Origin of the sequence: Klebsiella sp. (genome assembly GCF_027492335.1) — a bacterium.
Taxonomy (GTDB): Bacteria; Pseudomonadota; Gammaproteobacteria; order Enterobacterales; family Enterobacteriaceae; genus Klebsiella; species Klebsiella huaxiensis.
The window spans coordinates 101096-121345 of record NZ_JAPUEW010000005.1 but is presented as its reverse complement, the minus strand read 5'-3'; the positions used below and the strand labels follow the sequence as shown (position 1 = coordinate 121345).

15 protein-coding genes and 1 pseudogene are annotated in these 20250 nt (G+C 55.6%); 8 read left to right on the top strand and 8 right to left on the bottom strand.

Features of this window, described 5'->3' with window-relative positions; genetic code table 11:
* Positions 1-56: 56 nt before the first annotated feature.
* On the bottom strand, positions 57-1505 hold the full coding sequence (locus QVF11_RS01390; protein ID WP_287854966.1) for a catalase: 1449 nt from the start codon (positions 1503-1505) through the stop codon (positions 57-59).
* 270 nt (positions 1506-1775) lie between these two features.
* Here QVF11_RS01390 and QVF11_RS01385 point away from each other — a divergent pair, with 270 nt between their 5' ends.
* The 6 genes from QVF11_RS01385 (at position 1776) to yfaU (ending at position 7979) form a co-directional block, all read left to right on the top strand.
* On the top strand, positions 1776-2318 hold the full coding sequence (locus QVF11_RS01385; protein WP_112213019.1) for a YfaZ family outer membrane protein: 543 nt from the start codon (positions 1776-1778) through the stop codon (positions 2316-2318).
* Between the two features lie 97 nt (positions 2319-2415).
* Entirely contained in the window at positions 2416-3612 is a 1197-nt protein-coding gene (locus tag QVF11_RS01380) for a nicotinamide mononucleotide deamidase-related protein YfaY (RefSeq protein WP_112213020.1), read from the top strand.
* Positions 3613-3817: 205 nt separating this feature from the next.
* Positions 3818-4600, top strand: a complete 783-nt coding sequence (locus QVF11_RS01375; RefSeq protein WP_110272313.1) for an IclR family transcriptional regulator — start codon at positions 3818-3820, stop codon at positions 4598-4600.
* 13 nt (positions 4601-4613) lie between these two features.
* Positions 4614-5819, top strand: coding sequence for an L-rhamnonate dehydratase (rhmD, locus tag QVF11_RS01370; RefSeq protein WP_287854963.1), 1206 nt, complete (start codon positions 4614-4616; stop codon positions 5817-5819).
* A 52-nt stretch (positions 5820-5871) separates the two neighbouring features.
* The gene (locus QVF11_RS01365; RefSeq protein ID WP_112213022.1) at positions 5872-7161 is read left to right on the top strand and encodes an MFS transporter; all 1290 of its coding nucleotides are present in this window, start codon (positions 5872-5874) and stop codon (positions 7159-7161) included.
* 14 nt (positions 7162-7175) lie between these two features.
* A complete protein-coding gene (gene yfaU / locus QVF11_RS01360) occupies positions 7176-7979 on the top strand; it encodes a 2-keto-3-deoxy-L-rhamnonate aldolase (RefSeq protein ID WP_287854961.1) in 804 nt (267 codons plus the stop codon).
* 23 nt (positions 7980-8002) lie between these two features.
* Here yfaU and glpC read toward each other — a convergent pair whose 3' ends face one another.
* Genes glpC through glpA form a run of 3 tightly spaced genes read right to left on the bottom strand, consistent with a single transcriptional unit; the run spans position 8003 to position 12052 of the window.
* Positions 8003-9181: an anaerobic glycerol-3-phosphate dehydrogenase subunit GlpC gene (gene glpC, locus QVF11_RS01355; protein WP_287854960.1), complete on the bottom strand. Its 1179-nt coding sequence runs from the start codon at positions 9179-9181 to the stop codon at positions 8003-8005.
* On the bottom strand, positions 9178-10437 hold the full coding sequence (glpB, locus tag QVF11_RS01350) for a glycerol-3-phosphate dehydrogenase subunit GlpB (protein ID WP_287854958.1): 1260 nt from the start codon (positions 10435-10437) through the stop codon (positions 9178-9180). Before glpB ends, glpC begins: the two co-directional genes overlap by 4 nt.
* Positions 10427-12052 (bottom strand): anaerobic glycerol-3-phosphate dehydrogenase subunit A, encoded by a 1626-nt coding sequence (glpA, locus tag QVF11_RS01345; RefSeq protein WP_287854957.1) that lies wholly within the window; start codon positions 12050-12052, stop codon positions 10427-10429. The genes glpB and glpA overlap by 11 nt, the downstream gene beginning before the upstream one ends.
* A 157-nt stretch (positions 12053-12209) precedes the next feature.
* On the opposite strand from glpA, the pseudogene QVF11_RS01340 reads away from it, so the two are divergent.
* Positions 12210-12482 (top strand): annotated as a pseudogene (locus tag QVF11_RS01340) (MFS transporter); the annotation flags it as partial.
* A 55-nt stretch (positions 12483-12537) separates the two neighbouring features.
* Here QVF11_RS01340 and yfaE read toward each other — a convergent pair.
* The 4 genes from yfaE to ubiG form a co-directional block, all read right to left on the bottom strand.
* A complete protein-coding gene (gene yfaE, locus QVF11_RS01335) occupies positions 12538-12792 on the bottom strand; it encodes a class I ribonucleotide reductase maintenance protein YfaE (RefSeq protein WP_002913017.1) in 255 nt (84 codons plus the stop codon).
* Complete coding sequence (gene nrdB, locus QVF11_RS01330; protein ID WP_112213027.1) at positions 12792-13922, bottom strand: class Ia ribonucleoside-diphosphate reductase subunit beta; 1131 nt, start codon at positions 13920-13922, stop codon at positions 12792-12794. The genes yfaE and nrdB overlap by 1 nt, the downstream gene beginning before the upstream one ends.
* A 101-nt stretch (positions 13923-14023) precedes the next feature.
* Complete coding sequence (gene nrdA, locus QVF11_RS01325) at positions 14024-16309, bottom strand: class 1a ribonucleoside-diphosphate reductase subunit alpha (RefSeq protein WP_287854953.1); 2286 nt, start codon at positions 16307-16309, stop codon at positions 14024-14026.
* A 344-nt stretch (positions 16310-16653) separates the two neighbouring features.
* Positions 16654-17382, bottom strand: a complete 729-nt coding sequence (gene ubiG / locus QVF11_RS01320) for a bifunctional 2-polyprenyl-6-hydroxyphenol methylase/3-demethylubiquinol 3-O-methyltransferase UbiG (RefSeq protein ID WP_287854952.1) — start codon at positions 17380-17382, stop codon at positions 16654-16656.
* A gap of 184 nt (positions 17383-17566) precedes the next feature.
* On the opposite strand from ubiG, the gene gyrA reads away from it, so the two are divergent.
* Positions 17567-20200: a DNA topoisomerase (ATP-hydrolyzing) subunit A gene (gyrA, locus tag QVF11_RS01315; RefSeq protein ID WP_142513003.1), complete on the top strand. Its 2634-nt coding sequence runs from the start codon at positions 17567-17569 to the stop codon at positions 20198-20200.
* Positions 20201-20250 lie beyond the last annotated feature (50 nt).

The following is a 20250-nucleotide window of genomic DNA, read 5'->3' as shown; positions in this document are numbered from 1 at the left end:
CTTCATACCAGATTCATGCCAGAGAAAACGGCAGCCTTAGCAGCTGCCGCGAAGGTTTATTTAGCCTCTTTTAACGCTTTCAGGGCTGCGGCAACGCCTGCGCCGTAGTCGGGATGAACTTCGCTGAAAAGTCCAATCTGTCGTTGCTGAATAAATTCGGGGATATCCCGCATATCACCGGCTATCCGCTGAAACATACGCTGATGCTCATCTTCGCTTAATAGCTCAAACAGCTTGCGCGGCTGGCTAAAGTAGTCGCCATCTTCCCGATGATCCCAGTGTGCGGTTGCGCCTTCAAGACTTAACGGCGGCTCGCTAAAGTCCGGCTGCTCCTGAAAGACGCCAAAGCTGTTGGGCTCGTAGGTCGCGCCGTTGCCGCTGTTGCCATCTACGCGCATTGCACCGTCGCGGTGATAGTTATGGAACGGGCAGCGCGGAGCGTTTACTGGGATCTGATGATGATTAACCCCTAAACGATAACGCTGAGTGTCGCCATAGGAGAACAGTCGTCCTTGCAGCATACGGTCCGGAGAGAAACTTACCCCGGGCACCACGTTTGCCGGGTTCATGGCGACCTGCTCAACTTCTGCGAAGTAGTTGTCCGGGTTGCGATTTAGCTCCAGCACCCCAACTTCAAGTAGCGGATAATCGCTATGAGGCCAGATTTTGGTCAGGTCAAATGGGTTATAAGGGACCTGACTGGCCTCCGCTTCCGGCATTATCTGCACGTAGAAGGTCCAGCGCGGAAAATCGCCTTTTTCAATTGACTCATAGAGATCGCGCTGAGAGCTTTCGCGGTCTTCAGCCACCAGGCGTTTGGCCTCATCATCCATCAGGTTGGCGATCCCCTGCTGGGATTTAAAGTGGAACTTCACCCAAAAACGCTCGTTGTCGGCATTGATAAAGCTGAACGCGTGGCTACCGAAGCCGTGCATATGACGATAAGAACGCGGGATGCCACGGTCGCTGAAATCAATCGTTAACTGATGCAGCGTTTCCGGTAGCAGGGAGAAAAAGTCCCATTTCCAGGTAGGGTTACGAAGATTAGTGCGCGGATCGCGCTTCACGACGTGATTGAGATCCGGGAATTTTAGCGGGTCGCGAAGGTAGAAAATCGGCGTGTTGTTGCCCACCAGATCCCAGTTACCCTCTTCGGTATAGAACTTAATGGAAAAGCCGCGAATATCACGCTCGGCGTCAGCGGCGCCGCGCTCTCCGGCGACGGTCGAGAAGCGCAGAAACAGGTCGGTGGTTTTGCCTATTTCGGCGAACAGTTTTGCGCGCGTATAGCGAGTGATATCGTGGGTGACGGTCAGTTTGCCGTAAGCGCCGGAACCTTTTGCGTGCATACGGCGTTCCGGGATAACTTCCCGGTCAAAGTGGGCCAGTTTTTCAAGAAACCAGACATCCTGCAGCAGCATGGGGCCGCGTGGGCCCGCGGTGGCGACATTATTGTTATCGACAACCGGCGCGCCGGATCCCGTCGTTAATCCTTTCTTGCTCATCTTTATCTCCTGACAAAGTTTTATGTAACTTATTCATTTCCCTGAAGGGACGAAATAAGCTGAGCGCTATTTGTAGAATAAATAGTCAGTGCGGGCAATCTGGCTCTGGCTATCGATTTGATATCCGCGACTGTTGGCAAATATTCGGTAGCAACTGGTTACAATCACAATGGTAAAGGTCACTTTAGCGCATTGATTCCTTAGCATTCAGCAGTACAATTTCGCGGTTTTTCGGGACTTTTAAATTCTTGTTTTCTGGATAGAGTAAAAATGAAAAAAAGCATATTTTTGGCCCTCGCTGGCATGATGTTCGTCTCGACGGCGGCAAATGCGATCAGCGTCAGCGGGCAGGCCGGTGAGCACTACACCAATCTTGGTGTTGGTTTTGGTACGGAATCTACAGGTCTGGCAGTGACCGGCAACTGGCTGCACAACGATGATGATGGTGATGCGGCAGGCCTGGGACTGGGTCTGAACATCCCTCTGGGGCCATTCCTCGCAACCGTCGGCGGCAAGGGCGTTTACACCAACCCGAAGGCTGGTGATGAAGGCTACGCGGCGGCGGTTGGCGGTGGTCTGCAGTGGAAAATCGGCGACAGCTTCCGTCTGTTTGGCGAATATTATTACTCCCCGGATTCACTCTCCAGCGGTATCGACAGCTATCAGGAAGCCAATGCTGGCGCGCGCTTTACCATTATGCGTCCTCTGAGCATTGAAGCTGGTTATCGTTACCTCAACCTTGCAGGTAAAGAAGGCAACCGCGATAACACCGTTGCGGACGGCCCTTACGTCGGTGTCAACGCCAGCTTCTGATTCCTTCCGGGCGTGGTATTCTGCCGCGCCTGATTTTCAGTCATTCTCTCAGCCGCTTTGCGCTATAGTATTCCGACTTATCAGGCTGGAGTTCACAATGCTAAACGTGGAAATGCTGTCCACCGGCGACGAAGTGCTGCATGGGCAAATCGTCGATACTAATGCCGCGTGGCTGGCGGATTTCTTTTTTAATCAAGGATTACCCTTAAAGCGTCGCAATACCGTGGGCGACAATCTTGACGCTCTGGTGGCGATTTTACGCGAGCGTAGCGAGCACGCCGACGTGCTGATCGTTAACGGCGGCCTGGGGCCAACCAGCGACGATCTCAGCGCGCTGGCTGCGGCAACGGCCAAAGGCGAAGGGTTGATTTTGCACGAAGAGTGGCTGGATATGATGACGCGCTTTTTTGCCGAGCGCGGAAGGCCAATGGCCGCCAGCAACCGTAAACAGGCGGAAATTCCGCAAAGCGCCGAGATGATCAATAACCCGGTCGGGACCGCTTGCGGTTTCGCCGTGCAGCTCAATCGCTGCCTGATGTTTTTCACCCCTGGCGTGCCTTCGGAATTCAAAGTGATGATTGAGCAGGAAATCTTACCGCGCTTGCGCGAACGTTTCCCGCTGCCGGCTCCACCGCTGTGTCTGCGTTTGACCACCTTTGGTCGCTCGGAGAGCGAGCTGGCGCAGAGCCTTGACCACCTTCAACTGCCGCCGGGCGTGGTGATGGGCTATCGCTCCTCAATGCCGATTATTGAACTCAAGCTAACCGGGCCTTCTGAGCAGCGCGAAGCGATGCTGGCGCTGTGGCCGGAAGTACAGAAAGTGGCCGGGGAAAGCGTGATCTTTGAAGGCACTGAAGGTCTACCGGCGCAGATTGCCCGTCGCCTGCAAGAGCGCCAGCTGAGCCTGACGCTAAGCGAACAGTTTACCGGCGGCCTGCTGGCGCTACAGCTTTCACGCGTTAACGCACCGCTGCTGGCGAGCGAAGTGATTCCGGCACAGGAAGAGACGTTAGCGCAGGCGGCGCGCTGGGCGGCGGAGCGTCGCGAAAAACACTTTGCCGGTCTGGCGCTGGCGGTCAGCGGTCAGGAGAGCGATCACCTGAATTTTGCGCTCTCAACGCCGGAAGGCACTCACGCGCTGCGGGTGAAATTTAGTACCAATCGTCACAGCGTGCAGGTGCGTCAGGAAGTCTGCGCGATGATGGCCCTGAATATGCTGCGTCGTTGGCTGAACGGTGAGCCGATAGCCGGTGAACATGGCTGGATTAACGTCGTCGAGTCCCTTTCAGTTTAAGTCGTCCCTGGCGTCGGGATCTTCTCCCGGCGCTGTATTTAGTCCAATCTGCTGTACTTCGTTTTAAATATTCTGTGCGTCATCTCCCATTTTTATACCTCTGAATGTCCACTCTTCTGGAATCGCCCCGGCATTTGAAGTTGCTCACAATTTACTTCCCCGACAACCGTAACATTGATTCCAGTATTCAGGATTGGAGTCCAGTATGTTGGAATCAAGCAAAGTCCCGGCGCTGACCCGCGCCATTGATATTCTCAATTTGATCGCCCGCATCGGCCCCTGTAGCGCGGCGACCATTATTGACGAACTGGGTATTCCGAAAAGCACTGCCTATCTGCTGTTAGGTGAGCTGAGAAAACAGCGCTTTCTTAGCATGGATAATCAGGACAATTACTGCCTGTGGACCAAGCTGGTTGAGCTGGCCGGACATGCGCTGAGCAAAATGGACCTGCGCGAACTGGCGCGTTCGCGCCTGACGCAACTGATGGATCAGTGCGGTCTGCTCTGTCACTTAGGCATCATCGATAACGGTAACGCCTACTACATTTTGAAGGTCGAATCCCCGGCCACCATCAGCGTACGTTCGCACGAAGGTAAGAGCCTGTCGCTTTATCGTTCCGGCATTGGTAAATGCCTGCTGGCCTGGCAGCCCGAACGAGTTCAGGAGTCAATTATCAGCGAACTACGGTGGGAACGAGCCACGCCAACCACTATCACTGATGCTCAGCAGCTTCGCGATGAACTGGGGCGTATTCGCGCTCGGGGCTGGAGCTTTGATAACGGCGAAGACTATCCCGACGTGCGCTGCGTCGCCGCGCCGGTATTTAACGCCAATAACGAGCTGACCGCAGCTATCTCGGTGGTGGGGACGCGCCTGCAAATCAATGAAGACAATCGTGATTACCTCGCTGGTAAGGCGATTGCCTGCGCCAAAGATATTTCCCGTCTGTTGGGGTGGAAGAGCCCCTTCGAACAACAAGCTTCATAACAAGGAGAACATCATGACCTTACCGAAAATTAAACACGCCCGCGCCTGGTTTATCGGCGGCGCTACCGCAGAGAAAGGCGCTGGCGGCGGCGATTATCACGACCAGGGAGCGAACCACTGGATTGATGACCACATCGCGACCCCAATGAGCAAATACAAACAGTATGAGCAGTCCCGCCAGTCTTTTGGCATCAACGTGTTGGGTACGCTGATTGTCGAGGTCGAAGCGGAGAATGGGCAGACCGGGTTTGCGGTGTCAACGGCGGGCGAAATGGGCTGCTTTATCGTTGAAAAGCACCTGAACCGCTTTATCGAAGGCAAATGCGTCAGCGATATCAAATTGATCCACGATCAGATGCTCAACGCGACCATGTACTACTCCGGCTCCGGCGGCCTGGTGATGAACACCATCTCCTGTATCGACCTCGCGCTGTGGGATCTGTTCGGTAAAGTGGTTGGCCTGCCGGTGTACAAACTGTTGGGCGGTGCGGTGCGCGATGAAATTCAGTTTTACGCCACCGGTGCCCGTCCGGACCTGGCGCAGAAGATGGGCTTTATCGGCGGCAAAATGCCAACTCACTGGGGTCCGCACGATGGTGACGCGGGGATCCGCAAAGACGCCGCGATGGTCGCTGACATGCGCGAAAAATGCGGTCCGGATTTCTGGCTGATGCTGGATTGCTGGATGAGCCAGGACGTTAATTACGCCACTAAGTTGGCCCATGCCTGCGCGCCTCATAACCTTAAGTGGATTGAAGAGTGTCTGCCGCCGCAGCAGTACGAAGGCTATCGCGAACTCAAACGCAATGCGCCCGCCGGGATGATGGTCACCAGCGGTGAGCACCACGGGACGCTGCAATCGTTCCGCACGCTGTCGGAAACCGGCATCGATATTATGCAGCCTGATGTGGGCTGGTGCGGCGGCCTGACTACGCTGGTGGAGATAGCCGCAATCGCTAAAGCGCGCGGTCAACTGGTGGTCCCACACGGGTCATCGGTCTATTCGCACCATGCGGTCATCACCTTTACCAACACGCCGTTCAGCGAATTCCTGATGACCAGCCCGGATTGCTCAACGATGCGCCCGCAGTTTGACCCGATTCTGCTGGGTGAACCGGTACCGGAAAATGGACGCATTCATAAATCCGTGCTGGATAAACCGGGTTTTGGCGTCGAACTGAACCGCGACTGCAATCTGCAACGTCCTTATAGCCACTGATCCCGCCGTGCCGCACAGCGCTAATGTGCGGCCCATTTTTGAGGATATTACGATGAGCAACACCTTGCTTGAGAGCGTGGTGAAGAAAAGCCGCGCCCGTTTGATTCCCTTTATGCTGGCGCTTTACGTGCTCGCATTTCTTGACCGTTCGAATATTGGCTTTGCCAAAGAGACCTACCAGTTGGATACCGGGCTAAGCAACGAAGCCTATGCGCTGGGTGCGGGGATTTTCTTTGTGGTGTACGCCTTTCTGGGGGTACCCGCTAACCTGTTGATGCGTAAATTCGGTGCGAAAAAGTGGATTGGCTGCACCACGCTGCTGTGGGGCGTTCTGTCTGCGGCGATGGCCTGGGCGGATACGGAAACGAAATTTCTGCTGGTGCGCACGTTACTCGGTGCTGCCGAGGCGGGCTTCTTCCCTGGCATGATCTATCTGACTTCGCAATGGTTCCCTCAGCAAAACCGCGCCAGCATTATGGGGCTGTTTTATATGGGCGCACCGTTGGCGTTAACGCTGGGCTCACCGCTCTCCGGCGCGCTGCTGGAAATGCACGGTTTTATGGGGCACCCAGGCTGGTTCTGGATGTTTGTTATCGAAGGGCTGCTGGCGGTTGGCGCCGGGTTCTTTACCTTCTTTTGGCTTGATGATACGCCGCAAAGCGCACGTTTTCTGACTGCCGCTGAAAAGCAGGCGTTGATTAGCCAGCTTGCCAGCGAAGAGGAGAAAAAGGTCACGTCGCGGCTGTCCGATGCGCTGCGCAATGGGCGCGTCTGGCAGCTCGCCATTATCTACCTGACGATTCAGGTGGCGGTGTATGGTCTGATTTTCTTTCTGCCGACTCAGGTCGCCGCTCTGCTGGGCACCAAAGTGGGATTCTTTGCCTCGGTGGTGACGGCGATTCCGTGGGTTGCCGCATTGTTTGGCACCTGGTTTATCCCGCGTTACTCCGACCGTACCGGCGAGCGACGCAATATTGCGGCGTTCACCCTGTTGGCGGCGGCGATCGGTATTGCAGTCTCCGGATTGGTGTCACCGGTACTGGCGATTATCGCGCTGTGCGTGGCGGCGGTCGGCGTGATTGCCGTGCAGCCGGTTTTCTGGACCATGCCGACGCAGTTGTTGTCCGGCACCGCGTTGGCCGCAGGCATCGGCTTCGTGAACCTGTTCGGTGCGATTGGTGGTTTCCTGGCACCGATTATTCGCGTCCAGGCCGAAACGATTTTTGCCAGCAATTCTGCCGGATTATTGACGCTCGCCTGCGTGGCGATTGTTGGGGTTGTTATTATCTTTTCACTGCGCGTTAATCGCACGGTGCCGCAGGCTGGCAGCGTACAGCATTAATTTAAGGGAGAACTATGAATACAATTTTATCGAACCCATTTAAAGCGGGATTATTGAAGGGAGAAACGCAAATTGGCCTGTGGCTGAGCTCGACCTCCTCCTACATGGCTGAGATCGCCGCCACCTCGGGTTACGACTGGCTGCTGATTGATGGTGAACATGCGCCAAATACCATTCAGGATCTCTACCACCAGCTACAGGCGATTGCCCCCTACGCCAGCCAGCCGGTGATTCGCCCCGTAGAGGGCAATCGTAGCCTGATTAAACAGGTGCTGGATATTGGTGCCAGAACGCTATTGATCCCGATGGTCGATACCGCCGAACAGGCGAGGGAGATTGTTTCGGCAACCCGCTATCCGCCGGTGGGTACGCGCGGAGTCGGGGCCGGAGTCGCTCGTGCCGCGCGCTGGGGACGGGTGGAAAACTATATGGCGCAGGCTAACGATGAGCTGTGTTTGCTGATCCAGGTAGAGAGCAAAACGGCGCTTGATAACCTGGATGCAATCCTCGAAGTGGAAGGCATTGACGGCGTATTTATTGGCCCGGCGGATTTATCGGCCTCGCTGGGGTATCCAGATAACGCCGGTCACCCGGAGGTACAGCGGATCATTGAGCAGAGCATCCGGCGTATTCGCGAGGCGGGAAAAGCCGCTGGATTCCTGGCCGTCGACCCGGAGATGGCGCATAAAGCGCTGGCCTGGGGGACAAATTTTGTTGCCGTGGGCGTCGATACCAACCTTTATACCAGCGCACTGGATAAGCGCCTGGCGATGTTCAAACCAGTAGCCGAACAGGCGGAGGGAAAGGGGAGCTACTAGTCTCCCCATCGCAGGCGCTGACCTCAGGCCAGCGCCTGCGCCAGCAGGGTGATGGGATGTTCGCAGCGTTTGCTGGTGGACATCTCAATTTGCCATTTGCAGGTTTCGCAATCGGTCACTACCAGGTCAGCGCCGCTCTCTTCAATTTGCCGGAACAGCGGTGCGCCAATCGCCTGCGATGAGTCGTAGTTCTCCGACTTAAACCCGTAGGTTCCGGCGATCCCGCAGCACTGGGAGTCGAGCACTTCAAGCTGTAATCCGGGGATTAGCCGCAGCAGCTCAAGGGTATACAGCGACCAGCCCATTTTCTCCATATGACAAGGCGTGTGATAAACCACCTTCAGCGGCAGCGGTTTTAACTTCAGAGGCCGACCCGCATCCAACTGACGCCAGATCCAGCGGGTTGCCAGCTCGACCCGGTCGCGAATGTCGTGGTTGTCGATATCAAGCACGTGCGGATATTCATCGCGCAGGGTAAAGGTGCAGGTTGATGACGTGGCGACAATCGGCAGGCTATTTTCCCGCATCGCGGTGACGTTGCTCAGCGCCTGTTTACGCGCTTTAGCAAAAAAACCGTTGGCAATCAGCGGCACCCCGCAGCACTTCTCTTTGCTGAGCAGTTGAACGCCGATGCCCATCGCATTCAGTACATGAACCAGATCTTTGCCGAGCTGAGGATGGTTGTAGTTCACATAGCAGCCGTGAAAGAACGCCACCTGCTCGCTGTACTGCGCCTGTTGGGCGGCCAGTTGACGAAAGGCGCGGCGGAAGGTGCCAAAGCCATATTTGGGCAGCATGCGGCGATGGTCGATTTTGAGCGCCGCATCCAGAATCCGGCGTACCGGCATTAGACCGGTGGCAACGTTGACCAGTGGAGCAAACGGCGTGGAGAGCGTCCCCATTAGATCGGTATGACTGAGGATCGCATCGCGTAATGTCGGCTTTTGCTGGCTGTATTGGATGCGTGCCCGCTGGATAATATCGCCGATTTTGACGTCGGAAGGGCAGGCGACTTCGCAGCGTTTGCAGTTGATGCAGTATTTTAAGGCTTCATCGTAAAGCGCCCCGTCTTTCAGGCGCAGGCGTTCGCCGTCCGGACCAGCCTGTTTTGGCCCTGGATAGCGCGGATTGACCCGACTGACCGGGCAGGTCGTGGTGCAAACGGTGCATTTAATACAGTGTTCGAATCGGGTGTCGTTCATGATTCACCTCCAGCAAGCTCGCTGATCAGCTTCGCGGCGTGTAGCGCTGTCACCGCACAGACGCCGCCGCCGCATCCCAGCGCGATGGCGTCAAAACCCCCGAGCACAGAACCGATGGCGAACAGATTCTCCAGCGTCTCCCCATGAAGCTGCGGGCGCAGGGAGGCATCCGTTTTCAGGCCGAAGCGCTGCCAGGGCTGTGAGGCAAAAAAGTCCCGTTGATACCAGTTTTCGCGCGGCAGAGTCTGCTGAAGGTCGAGGCCAAGAATCGGCTCCCGCACGCCGTTTCGTTCGGCGACCAGCCCATTGCTAAAAAAGCTGCCGCTGGCCAGCACCGTGAAGCGCGGGCGCAGTGGGATATCACCGTGGTTACGCGTCCAGACTGCGTTAACAAGGCCGTCCTGGTGGCTGATATTGACCGCTTCGTCGCCGGTAAGCCAGGTGCCGCCGCTGCGGACGAACTGCCGCTGTAGCTGGGCGTGCAGACGCATGCCCGGCACCGACGGCGGCAGAGTGGGCAGCAGGCGAAGCGGGCAGGGCAGACGCTGTTGGAGCCAGCGATACAACCGGTCGTCGGCGAGACCGAAGCAGGCGGGCATGATTAGCAGGTCGTGTTGTTGCGCCAGCGGACGAAGAGCCATCAGCAGCGCGGACCAGTGGATTTCATCATCCAGCAGGCGGGCAATATTGGCGGCGCGAAATTCGGACGGGTTATCGCGCAGGACGTCGAGCAGCGGTAAATCAATCTCTTGCGCAGTGGCGCTGATGCCGTTCTGGTTCAGTGAAGCGGCGGCCAGGTGCGGTTGAAAATCGGCAAAACCGCTGATGCCGACCAGGCCAACCCGACGGGCTGGCAGCGGTGCGGTGGCGATCTCCTGCGGTGAAAGCCAGGCCGCGCGTAGCGTGCCTAACGGTGTGACCCGCAGATGCGGCTGGCTGGCATCCCCCTGCATAGCGATATTGCAGTAGGTAAGCAGGCTCTGGGTTTGCGCGGCGTACTCCATGACCTGTTTGACGCCAAGTCTGGCATAAGGGTGTTCGGGAAGCTGCTTTGTTAACTGGCCGATGCCGTGAGCGACATCGGTGACGGTTTCGCCGTTCGGCAGCGCGGAGAGTAAATCCAGCGAGGCGGAAGAGAAGTGCAGGGCGCTCTGACCACGGCTGATAATCACGCTACGCAGGCCGCGTTGATTTAGCGCCAGTCCGCACAGGAGTCCGGCGAGTCCGCCACCGATAATCGCGCAATCAAACTTCATCCTGATGCTCCTTTTCTAGCCCGCACAGGCCGAGATAGACCCAGCGGGTGAACTCACTTTCGCGAAGTGCATCGCCCCATGCGATGGGCTGCACGCCTTTCCAGCGTTCGTTGAGAAATTCGGACAGCTGCGTTAGCGAGCGGGCGGAAGTGGTGACGTTGAAACGCTGGAGCAGTCCGGCGGCGCGGCAGGCGCAAAGCTCGCCCTGGCAGGTTCCCATGCCAATCCGGGTACGGCGGCGTAAATCGAGCAGGTTTTTTACCGCCAGATTTTCTACTGCGTACTGAACTTCTCCGGCGGTGACCGCCTCGCATTCGCAGATCAGGCTACGGTGCTGACGGCTATCGCCAAGCCATGCCGGGGTGCGGTCGCCGTGGCGGTAAATAGCCGACCCGCGTAGCGGCGCGGGTAAAGAGATAATTTTGCGCAGGGTGGTTTCCGTGGGTTCTTGCGATCCCGGCAGCGGCGTGTCGGCGGTGGTGCAGGCGACGGCGTTACCGAGCTTACGGCATACGGCATCGGTGGCCCATTCCGCCATCAGGCGATAGGTCATCAGCTTGCCGCCGGTAATGGTAATAAAGCCGTTCAGACCGTCGCGCTCGGCGTGGTCGAGCAGAACGATGCCGCGGCTGACGCTACGTCCGCTCGGGTCGTCATCGCTTGCGACCAGCGGGCGCACGCCGGAGTAGGCGCGCAGTACTCGAGTACGGCCCAGCACTGGGGCCAGCTTTTCGCCTTCGCGCAGTAGAATATCAACTTCGGCGGCGGTGACCCGATTGTCATCAATCTCATCGTAAGCGATGTGCGTTGAGGTGGTACCAATCAGCGAGATGGTATCGCCGGGGACCAGGATATCGGCATCGGCAGGTTTACGGCAGCGGTTGATAACCTGCTGGTTAATGCGATGGTCAAGGATGAGCAGCGAGCCCTTAGCCGGGAACATGGCGACGCGCAGGTCGGCATATTCGGCGATGCGCTGCCCCCAGATCCCGGCAGCGTTAACCACCACGCTGGCGCGTAGAGCCTGCGCCTGACGCTGTGAGTGGTTGTAGAGTTGTACGCCACTGACGGTATCGCCATTGCGCAGCAGACCCGTCACTTCGCAGCCAGTATAAATCAAGGCGCCATGCTCGCGAGCATCCAGCATATTGGCGGCAGTGAGGCGGAACGGGTCGACTGTGCCGTCAGGAACCTGCACCGCGCCGAGCAGCGTTGGGTTAACCGCAGGCTCAATACGCAGCGCTTCGGCAGGTGTCAGAGGATTGGCATCGATGCCCGCTTGTTGACAGGCGGTAATAAAGGTTTGCTGGTAGGCCAGGTCGTCTTCGGGGAGGGTGATAAACAATCCGCAGGTCGGTTCAATACAGTGGCGGGCGATGCGGCGTAAAATGCGGTTTTCGCTGATGCACTCCCGCGCTGATTCGCTATCGGTGACCGCATAGCGCGCGCCGCTGTGCAGCAATCCATGGTTGCGGCCAGTAGCCCCGGTAGCGATATCATAACGCTCAACCAGCGCCACCTTCAGTCCGCGCAGCGCGCAGTCGCGCGCAATTCCGGCACCCGTTGCGCCGCCGCCAATAATAATGACCTCGAAGTCTGAGTTGGCAGAATTCATTCTGTGCCCCCGATGTTCGTTTTACATCATTAAGGCACGTGTTTATTTATTTTTGTTTGATATCGAGCATATTCGAACTTAAAGCGAAAATTTTATTGCCGTTTTGTGCAGCGGATCGTTTAAATTTTGCCTTCTGTGACCCGTTGATGGAGGCACTTATATTGCCGACAATTTGCATGCCACCGCTGACAAAGCCGGACAGCTGGTAACCTGTTTTCTGATCGCGGCGATTATTATTCGCCCGTTTGCCGGGCAGCGGGTAGGGAAATATTCGAATAAAACAGTTCTGATGTTTTCTTCTCTGGCCTTTTTGGTAGTGACTGCGTTATATCCGCTTTGCCATTCTATCGAAGCATTGCTATTTATTCGCGTGCTTCATGGGAGCACTTTTGGGGTGATAACAACGGTGAAGGGGACGATTTCTGCGCGCTGTCCGGGTCCAAACTGTCTGCGCCAATAACGCCTGTTGGGATAGGCTCTAAGCATTACATCTCAATTTCAATATCCCCTTTTGCCCGGCAGCAGCAGGGCAAAATTTCTCCCGGCTGGATAAACGCCAGCGGCTCGGTGAGCCAGTCAACCTGACCGGAAACCAGCCGCGTGCGGCAAGAACCGCAGTAACCTTCGCGGCACTGATACTCCACGTCGATATTGTGCGATTCCAGGGCTGCGAGGAGCGAAGGGTGCTCATCCTGACACTCAAGGCGAGTGTCAGAAATCTTCAAAAAAATGCGTTTCATCAGAGCTGGAAGTTGCTCAGATCGTCGGCGTCGACTTCGGAATCGATCTGCCCGACCAGGTAAGAACTGACCTCCACTTCCTGTGGCGCAACCTGCACGTTATCGGACACCAGCCAGGTGTTGATCCATGGGATCGGGTTGGAGCGGGTCTGGAACGGCAGATCGAGACCGACTGCCTGCATGCGGATATTGGTGATGTACTCCACATACTGACAGAGGATATCTTTGTTCAGGCCGATCATCGAACCATCGCGGAACAGATAGTCCGCCCACTCTTTCTCCTGCTGCGCCGCCAGCACGAACAGGTCATAGCACTCCTGCTTGCACTCTTCAGCAATTTCCGCCATTTCCGGGTCATCGACGCCAGAACGCAGCAGGTTCAGCATATGTTGAGTGCCGGTCAGGTGCAGCGCTTCGTCACGGGCGATCAGGCGGATAATTTTGGCGTTGCCTTCCATCAGCTTGCGCTCGGCAAAGGCGAAGGAGCAGGCGAAGCTGACGTAAAAACGGATGGCTTCCAGCGCGTTCACGCTCATCAGGCACAGGTAGAGTTTCTTTTTCAGCTCGCGCAGGTTAACGGTAATGGTTTTGCCGTTAACGCTGTGCGTACCTTCGCCCAGCAGGTGCCAGTAGCTGGTTAGCTCGATCAATTCATCGTAATAACTGGAGATCCCTTCCGCGCGTTTCTGAATCTGCTCGTTGGTGACGATATCGTCAAACACCACCGCCGGATCGTTGACGATATTACGGATGATATGGGTGTAGGAGCGCGAGTGAATAGTTTCGGAAAACGCCCAGGTTTCAACCCAGGTTTCCAGTTCCGGAATCGAAATCAGCGGCAGCAGAGCGACGTTCGGACTGCGTCCCTGGATGGAGTCGAGCAGCGTCTGATACTTCAGGTTGCTGATGAAGATATGTTTTTCATGCTCCGGTAGCGCCTGGTAGTCGATACGATCACGGGAAACGTCAACCTCTTCCGGACGCCAGAAGAAGGAGAGCTGTTTTTCAATCAGCTTTTCGAAGATGTCATATTTTTGCTGATCGTAACGAGCGACGTTCACCGGTTGACCAAAAAACATTGGCTCAAGCAGTTGGTCATTTTTCGTCTGTGAAAAGGTGGTGTATGCCATTGAAGTGAGTCCTGTTGAGATTGTATCGCCCGGCGGTACTTTGTGTGCCGGGCCTACAAAACCGTAGGCCGGGTAAGCGTAGCGCCACCCGGCAAAATAACTTAGATCTTACATGCGCCGCTTTCGCAGCCATCGTCCTGGATGGACGGAGCCAGATCGTCCTGAGCATCTTCCGCGCCATCACGGGTGTTGTGATAGTACAGAGTTTTGACGCCGAATTTATAGGCATTGAGCAAGTCTTTCAGCAACTGCTGCATCGGCACTTTTCCTGACGGGAAACGCGTCGGGTCGTAGTTGGTGTTGGCAGAAATCGACTGGTCGATAAACTTCTGCATAATGCCCACCAGCTGTAAATAGCCGTCGTTGTTCGGCATTTCCCATAGCAGCTCGTAGCCGTTTTGCAGTTTTTCGTAATCCGGCACCACCTGACGCAGGATACCGTCTTTCGACGCTTTGATGCTGACGTGACCGCGCGGCGGTTCAATGCCGTTAGTGGCGTTGGAGATCTGCGAAGAGGTCTCGGACGGCATCAGCGCGGAGAGCGTGGAGTTACGCAGGCCGTGTGTTTTGATTGATTCGCGCAGGGCTTCCCAGTCGTAGTGCAGGGATTCGCTGACGATAGCATCGAGATCTTTTTTATAGGTATCGATCGGCAGAATGCCTTTCGCATAGGTGGTTTCGTTAAACCACGGGCATGCGCCCTGCTCGATAGCCAGCTCGTTAGAAGCTTTCAGCAGGTAGTACTGAATGGCTTCGAACGTTTTATGCGTCAGGTTGTTGGCGCTGCCGTCGGAGTAGCGTTTACCGTGCTTCGCCAGATAGTAGGCGAAGTTAATCACGCCAATACCCAGCGTACGACGACCCATCGCGCCGCGTTTAGCGGCCGGGATCGGGTAGTCCTGGTAATCGAGCAGGGCGTCCAGAGCGCGAACCGCCAGTACCGCCAGGTCTTCCAGCTCATCAAGGCTATCAATAACGCCGAGGTTGAAAGCGGACAGGGTGCACAGCGCAATTTCACCGTTTTCGTCGTTCACATCATCCAGTGGTTTGGTCGGCAGGGCGATTTCCAGGCACAGGTTGGACTGGCGCACCGGTGCGACAACCGGGTCAAACGGGCTGTGGGTGTTGCAGTGGTCAACGTTCTGAATGTAGATACGGCCGGTAGAGGCGCGTTCCTGCATCATCAGCGAGAACAGTTCAACCGCTTTAATACGCTGTTTGCGGATGCTGTCATCCTGCTCATATTGAGTGTACAGACGCTCGAACTCGTCCTGGTCGGCGAAGAATGCATCGTACAGGCCCGGAACGTCGGACGGGCTGAACAGGGTGATATCTCCACCTTTCAGCAGACGGGTGTACATAAGCTTGTTGATCTGTACGCCGTAGTCCATGTGACGAACGCGGTTAGCGTCGGTACCACGGTTATTTTTCAGCACCAGCAGGCTTTCAACTTCCAGATGCCACATTGGGTAGAAGAGAGTCGCCGCACCACCGCGCACGCCGCCCTGCGAGCAGGATTTTACCGCAGTCTGGAAGTGCTTATAGAATGGGATACAACCGGTGTGGAACGCTTCGCCGCCGCGAATCGGGCTACCTAGCGCGCGGATACGACCGGCGTTGATACCAATACCGGCACGCTGGGAAACGTATTTCACAATCGCGCTGGAGGTGGCATTGATGGAATCCAGGCTGTCGCCGCACTCAATCAGGACGCAGGAGCTGAACTGGCGAGTTGGGGTACGCACGCCGGACATGATCGGCGTTGGCAGCGAGATCTTAAAGGTGGACACCGCGTCATAGAAACGCTTGATATAGTCCAGACGCGTCTCGCGCGGGTAGTTAGAGAACAGGCAGGCGGCAACCAGAATGTACAGGAACTGGGCGCTTTCGTAGATCTCACCGGTCACGCGGTTCTGTACCAGATATTTCCCTTCCAGCTGCTTAACCGCCGCGTAGGAGAAGGTCATGTCGCGATCGTGCTCGATGAACGAATCCATCTGCTTGAACTCTTCTTCCGTGTAGTCTTCCAGCAGATGAGTATCGTATTTGCCGTTTTTCACCATCTTTGACACGTGATCGAACAGCGCTGGCGGCTCAAACTGGCCGTAGGCTTTTTTACGCAGATGGAAAATCGCCAGACGCGCGGCGAGATACTGGTAATCCGGTGCCTCGCGGGAGATAAGGTCCGCAGCGGCTTTAATAATAGTTTCGTGAATATCGGCGGTTTTGATGCCGTCATAGAACTGAATGTGTGAACGCAGTTCTACCTGAGAAATCGAAACGTTATTCAGTCCTTCTGCCGCCCAATCCAGCACGCGGTGGATTTTGTCGAGATTGATGCGCTCGGTGCTACCGTCACGCTTTGTCACCAGCAGACTCTGATTCATGTGGATTATACCTGTCCGTGAAAGAAAATATCCCCCACTTATCCACAGATAGCCGTTGTGACTAACTCTGTGGATAAATACTATATGTAGGGGGTGGTCGATAAAAGAAACGCTATATGGTGAGTATTCTAGTAAGGATTCTTTTGAGTACAAGAGTTGATTTTGAGGTTAAATTGAGGTTGCGGAAGCGTAATGATCGCTAAGTCCACGCCACATAAGGCCTGGAAGAGATGTCAATAAATCAGAAAAAAAAATGAAAATTTGATCGAGTGCTGATTTCTTCATCGGAAGAAAAAATCACGCGGCTTGATGCCGCGCAATCATCATAAGAAAAGCAGCTGACGTTATGCGCTTTTGGCTGTTGTATGCAACATATAGTTAACATCAACGCCGGGTGCCAGCTTGAAGGTGTTGGTCAGCGGATTGTAATGCAGGCCAGTAATATGCTGCTCTTTCAGAATAGTCTGATCAACCCAACCAATCAGCTCCGCGGGTTTAATGAATTTCTTCACGTCATGAGTTCCCTTCGGCACCATCTTCATCACGTATTCGGCACCCACGACCGCCATCAGCCACGCTTTACCGTTGCGGTTAATCGTAGAGAAGAAGACCTGTCCGCCGGGTTTCACCAGCCGCGCGCAGGCGTGGACCACCGACTGCGGGTCCGGGACGTGCTCCAGCATCTCCATGCAGGTAACCACGTCATACTGTTGGGCATGCTTCGCCGCGTGCTCTTCAACGGTTTCCTGGACATATTCGACTTGAATGCCGCTTTCCAGAGCATGCAGTTTTGCCACCTGCAGCGGTTCGAATCCCATATCCAGACCGGTGACCGTGGCCCCTTCCCGGGCCATGCTTTCTGCCAGGATGCCGCCGCCGCAGCCGACATCCAGCACTTTCTTACCAAACAGGCCGCCTGAGCGCTCCGCAATATAGCCAAGACGCAAAGGATTAATGCGATGCAATGGCTTGAACTCACCCTCTAAATCCCACCAGCGCGATGCGACGGCTTCAAATTTAGCGATTTCATTATGGTCAACGTTGTGGGACACCGACGGTTTTTCGGCATTCATGGGCGCTATTACTCCTGTTCAGTTCAGACCGGCAAGTATATCAGGCCTCCGCGATGAATAAACCGTCTATACCTGTCCCTGTCACGGCGCGAAATTCATTGGGTATAGGTTTACCCGTATCACCGCGGCTGTGTTATAATTTGCGACCTTTGAATCCGGGATACAGTAGAGGGATAGCGGTTAGATGAGCGACCTTGCGAGAGAAATTACACCGGTCAACATTGAGGAAGAGCTGAAGAGCTCGTATCTGGATTATGCGATGTCGGTCATTGTTGGCCGTGCGCTGCCGGACGTCCGAGATGGCCTGAAGCCGGTACACCGTCGCGTACTATACGCCATGAACGTATTGGGCAATGACTGGAACAAAGCCTATAAAAAATCTGCCCGTGTCGTGGGTGACGTCATCGGTAAATACCACCCTCATGGTGATACTGCCGTCTATGACACCATTGTCCGTATGGCACAGCCATTCTCCTTGCGCTACATGCTGGTAGATGGCCAGGGTAACTTTGGTTCGGTTGACGGCGACTCCGCCGCAGCGATGCGTTATACGGAAATCCGTATGTCGAAGATCGCCCACGAGCTGATGGCCGACCTGGAAAAAGAGACGGTGGATTTCGTCGATAACTATGACGGCACGGAGAAGATCCCTGACGTCATGCCGACCAAAATCCCGAACCTGTTAGTGAACGGTTCGTCCGGTATCGCGGTCGGGATGGCGACCAACATTCCGCCGCACAACCTGACCGAAGTCATCAATGGCTGTCTGGCCTATGTTGATAACGAAGACATCAGCATTGAAGGGCTGATGGAACACATTCCGGGCCCGGACTTCCCGACCGCCGCGATCATTAACGGTCGTCGTGGTATTGAAGAAGCCTATCGTACCGGTCGCGGTAAAGTGTACATTCGCGCTCGCGCGGAAGTGGAAGCTGACGCGAAAACCGGTCGCGAAACCATCATCGTGCATGAAATTCCGTATCAGGTGAACAAAGCGCGCCTGATTGAGAAAATTGCCGAGCTGGTAAAAGACAAACGCGTTGAAGGCATTAGCGCGCTGCGTGACGAGTCTGATAAAGACGGTATGCGCATCGTGATTGAAGTGAAACGCGACGCGGTGGGTGAAGTGGTTCTCAACAACCTCTACTCCCAGACCCAACTGCAGGTCTCCTTCGGTATCAACATGGTTGCGTTGCACCATGGTCAGCCGAAAATTATGAACCTGAAAGAAATTATTGCCGCGTTCGTACGCCACCGCCGTGAAGTGGTGACCCGTCGTACCATTTTCGAACTGCGTAAAGCCCGCGATCGTGCGCACATCCTTGAAGCGCTGGCGATTGCCCTGGCCAACATCGACCCGATTATCGAACTGATTCGCCGCGCGCCGACCCCGGCGGAAGCGAAAGCTGGCTTGATTGCACGTTCATGGGACTTGGGCAACGTTTCCGCGATGCTGGAACGTGCTGGTGATGATGCCGCGCGTCCTGAGTGGCTGGAGCCTGAATTCGGCGTACGCGACGGCCAGTACTATCTGACCGAACAGCAGGCTCAGGCGATTCTGGATCTGCGTTTGCAGAAACTAACCGGCCTTGAGCATGAAAAACTGCTCGACGAATACAAAGAGCTGCTGGAACAGATTGCTGAACTGCTGCACATTCTGGGCAGCGCCGATCGCCTGATGGAAGTGATTCGCGAAGAGCTGGAGCTGGTCCGTGAACAGTTTGGCGACGCGCGTCGTACGGAAATCACCGCTAACAGCGCTGATATCAACATCGAAGATCTGATCAACCAGGAAGATGTTGTTGTGACGCTGTCCCATCAGGGCTACGTGAAGTATCAGCCGTTAACCGATTACGAAGCTCAGCGTCGTGGTGGTAAAGGTAAATCTGCGGCACGTATTAAAGAAGAAGACTTTATCGATCGTCTGCTGGTGGCCAACACCCATGACACGATCCTGTGCTTCTCCAGCCGTGGTCGTCTGTACTGGATGAAGGTTTATCAGCTGCCGGAAGCGAGCCGTGGCGCGCGTGGACGTCCGATCGTCAACCTGCTGCCGCTGGAAGCCAACGAACGTATCACCGCTATTCTGCCGGTGCGCGAGTACGAAGAGGGCGTGAACGTCTTTATGGCCACCGCCAGCGGTACCGTGAAGAAAACGGCGCTGACCGAGTTCAGCCGTCCGCGTTCGGCCGGTATTATTGCGGTTAACCTCAACGAAGGCGATGAGCTGATTGGCGTCGATCTGACCTCGGGTCAGGATGAAGTTATGCTGTTCTCTGCTGCCGGTAAAGTCGTGCGCTTTAAAGAAGATGCTGTTCGTGCGATGGGTCGTACCGCGACCGGCGTGCGCGGTATCAAGCTTGCAGGCGAGGACAAAGTCGTTTCTCTGATTATTCCGCGTGGTGAAGGGGCTATCCTGACCGTGACGCAGAATGGCTACGGTAAACGTACTGCGGCTGAAGAGTATCCGACCAAATCTCGTGCGACGCAGGGCGTTATCTCGATCAAAGTGACCGAGCGTAACGGTTCCGTGGTGGGTGCGGTGCAGGTAACTGATACCGACCAGATCATGATGATCACCGATGCCGGTACGCTGGTGCGTACCCGCGTGTCGGAAGTCAGCGTGGTAGGGCGTAACACCCAGGGTGTTATCCTCATCCGTACCGCAGAAGATGAAAACGTGGTGGGCCTGCAGCGTGTTGCTGAGCCGGTTGATGATGAAGAACTGGATGCCATCGACGGCAGCGCAGCGGAAGGCGATGAGGATATCGCGCCGGAAGCGGATACTGACGACGACATCGCCGAAGATGAAGAGTAATTCTCTGCGGTAATTGTTCTGAAAGGGTCGGGGTTATCCCCGGCCCTTTT

What these genes read in the sequence shown, in the direction of transcription:
- QVF11_RS01375 (WP_110272313.1), top strand. Translation starts at nt 3,818, where the DNA reads ATGTTGGAATCAAGCAAAGTCCCGGCGCTGACCCGCGCCATTGATATT.
- QVF11_RS01365 (WP_112213022.1), top strand. Translation starts at nt 5,872, where the DNA reads ATGAGCAACACCTTGCTTGAGAGCGTGGTGAAGAAAAGCCGCGCCCGT.
- QVF11_RS01385 (WP_112213019.1), top strand. Translation starts at nt 1,776, where the DNA reads ATGAAAAAAAGCATATTTTTGGCCCTCGCTGGCATGATGTTCGTCTCG.
- yfaU (WP_287854961.1), top strand. Translation starts at nt 7,176, where the DNA reads ATGAATACAATTTTATCGAACCCATTTAAAGCGGGATTATTGAAGGGA.
- nrdA (WP_287854953.1), bottom strand. Translation starts at nt 16,309, where the DNA reads ATGAATCAGAGTCTGCTGGTGACAAAGCGTGACGGTAGCACCGAGCGC.
- rhmD (WP_287854963.1), top strand. Translation starts at nt 4,614, where the DNA reads ATGACCTTACCGAAAATTAAACACGCCCGCGCCTGGTTTATCGGCGGC.
- yfaE (WP_002913017.1), bottom strand. Translation starts at nt 12,792, where the DNA reads ATGAAACGCATTTTTTTGAAGATTTCTGACACTCGCCTTGAGTGTCAG.
- nrdB (WP_112213027.1), bottom strand. Translation starts at nt 13,922, where the DNA reads ATGGCATACACCACCTTTTCACAGACGAAAAATGACCAACTGCTTGAG.
- glpC (WP_287854960.1), bottom strand. Translation starts at nt 9,181, where the DNA reads ATGAACGACACCCGATTCGAACACTGTATTAAATGCACCGTTTGCACC.
- QVF11_RS01380 (WP_112213020.1), top strand. Translation starts at nt 2,416, where the DNA reads ATGCTAAACGTGGAAATGCTGTCCACCGGCGACGAAGTGCTGCATGGG.
- QVF11_RS01390 (WP_287854966.1), bottom strand. Translation starts at nt 1,505, where the DNA reads ATGAGCAAGAAAGGATTAACGACGGGATCCGGCGCGCCGGTTGTCGAT.
- ubiG (WP_287854952.1), bottom strand. Translation starts at nt 17,382, where the DNA reads ATGAATGCCGAAAAACCGTCGGTGTCCCACAACGTTGACCATAATGAA.
- glpA (WP_287854957.1), bottom strand. Translation starts at nt 12,052, where the DNA reads ATGAATTCTGCCAACTCAGACTTCGAGGTCATTATTATTGGCGGCGGC.
- glpB (WP_287854958.1), bottom strand. Translation starts at nt 10,437, where the DNA reads ATGAAGTTTGATTGCGCGATTATCGGTGGCGGACTCGCCGGACTCCTG.
- gyrA (WP_142513003.1), top strand. Translation starts at nt 17,567, where the DNA reads ATGAGCGACCTTGCGAGAGAAATTACACCGGTCAACATTGAGGAAGAG.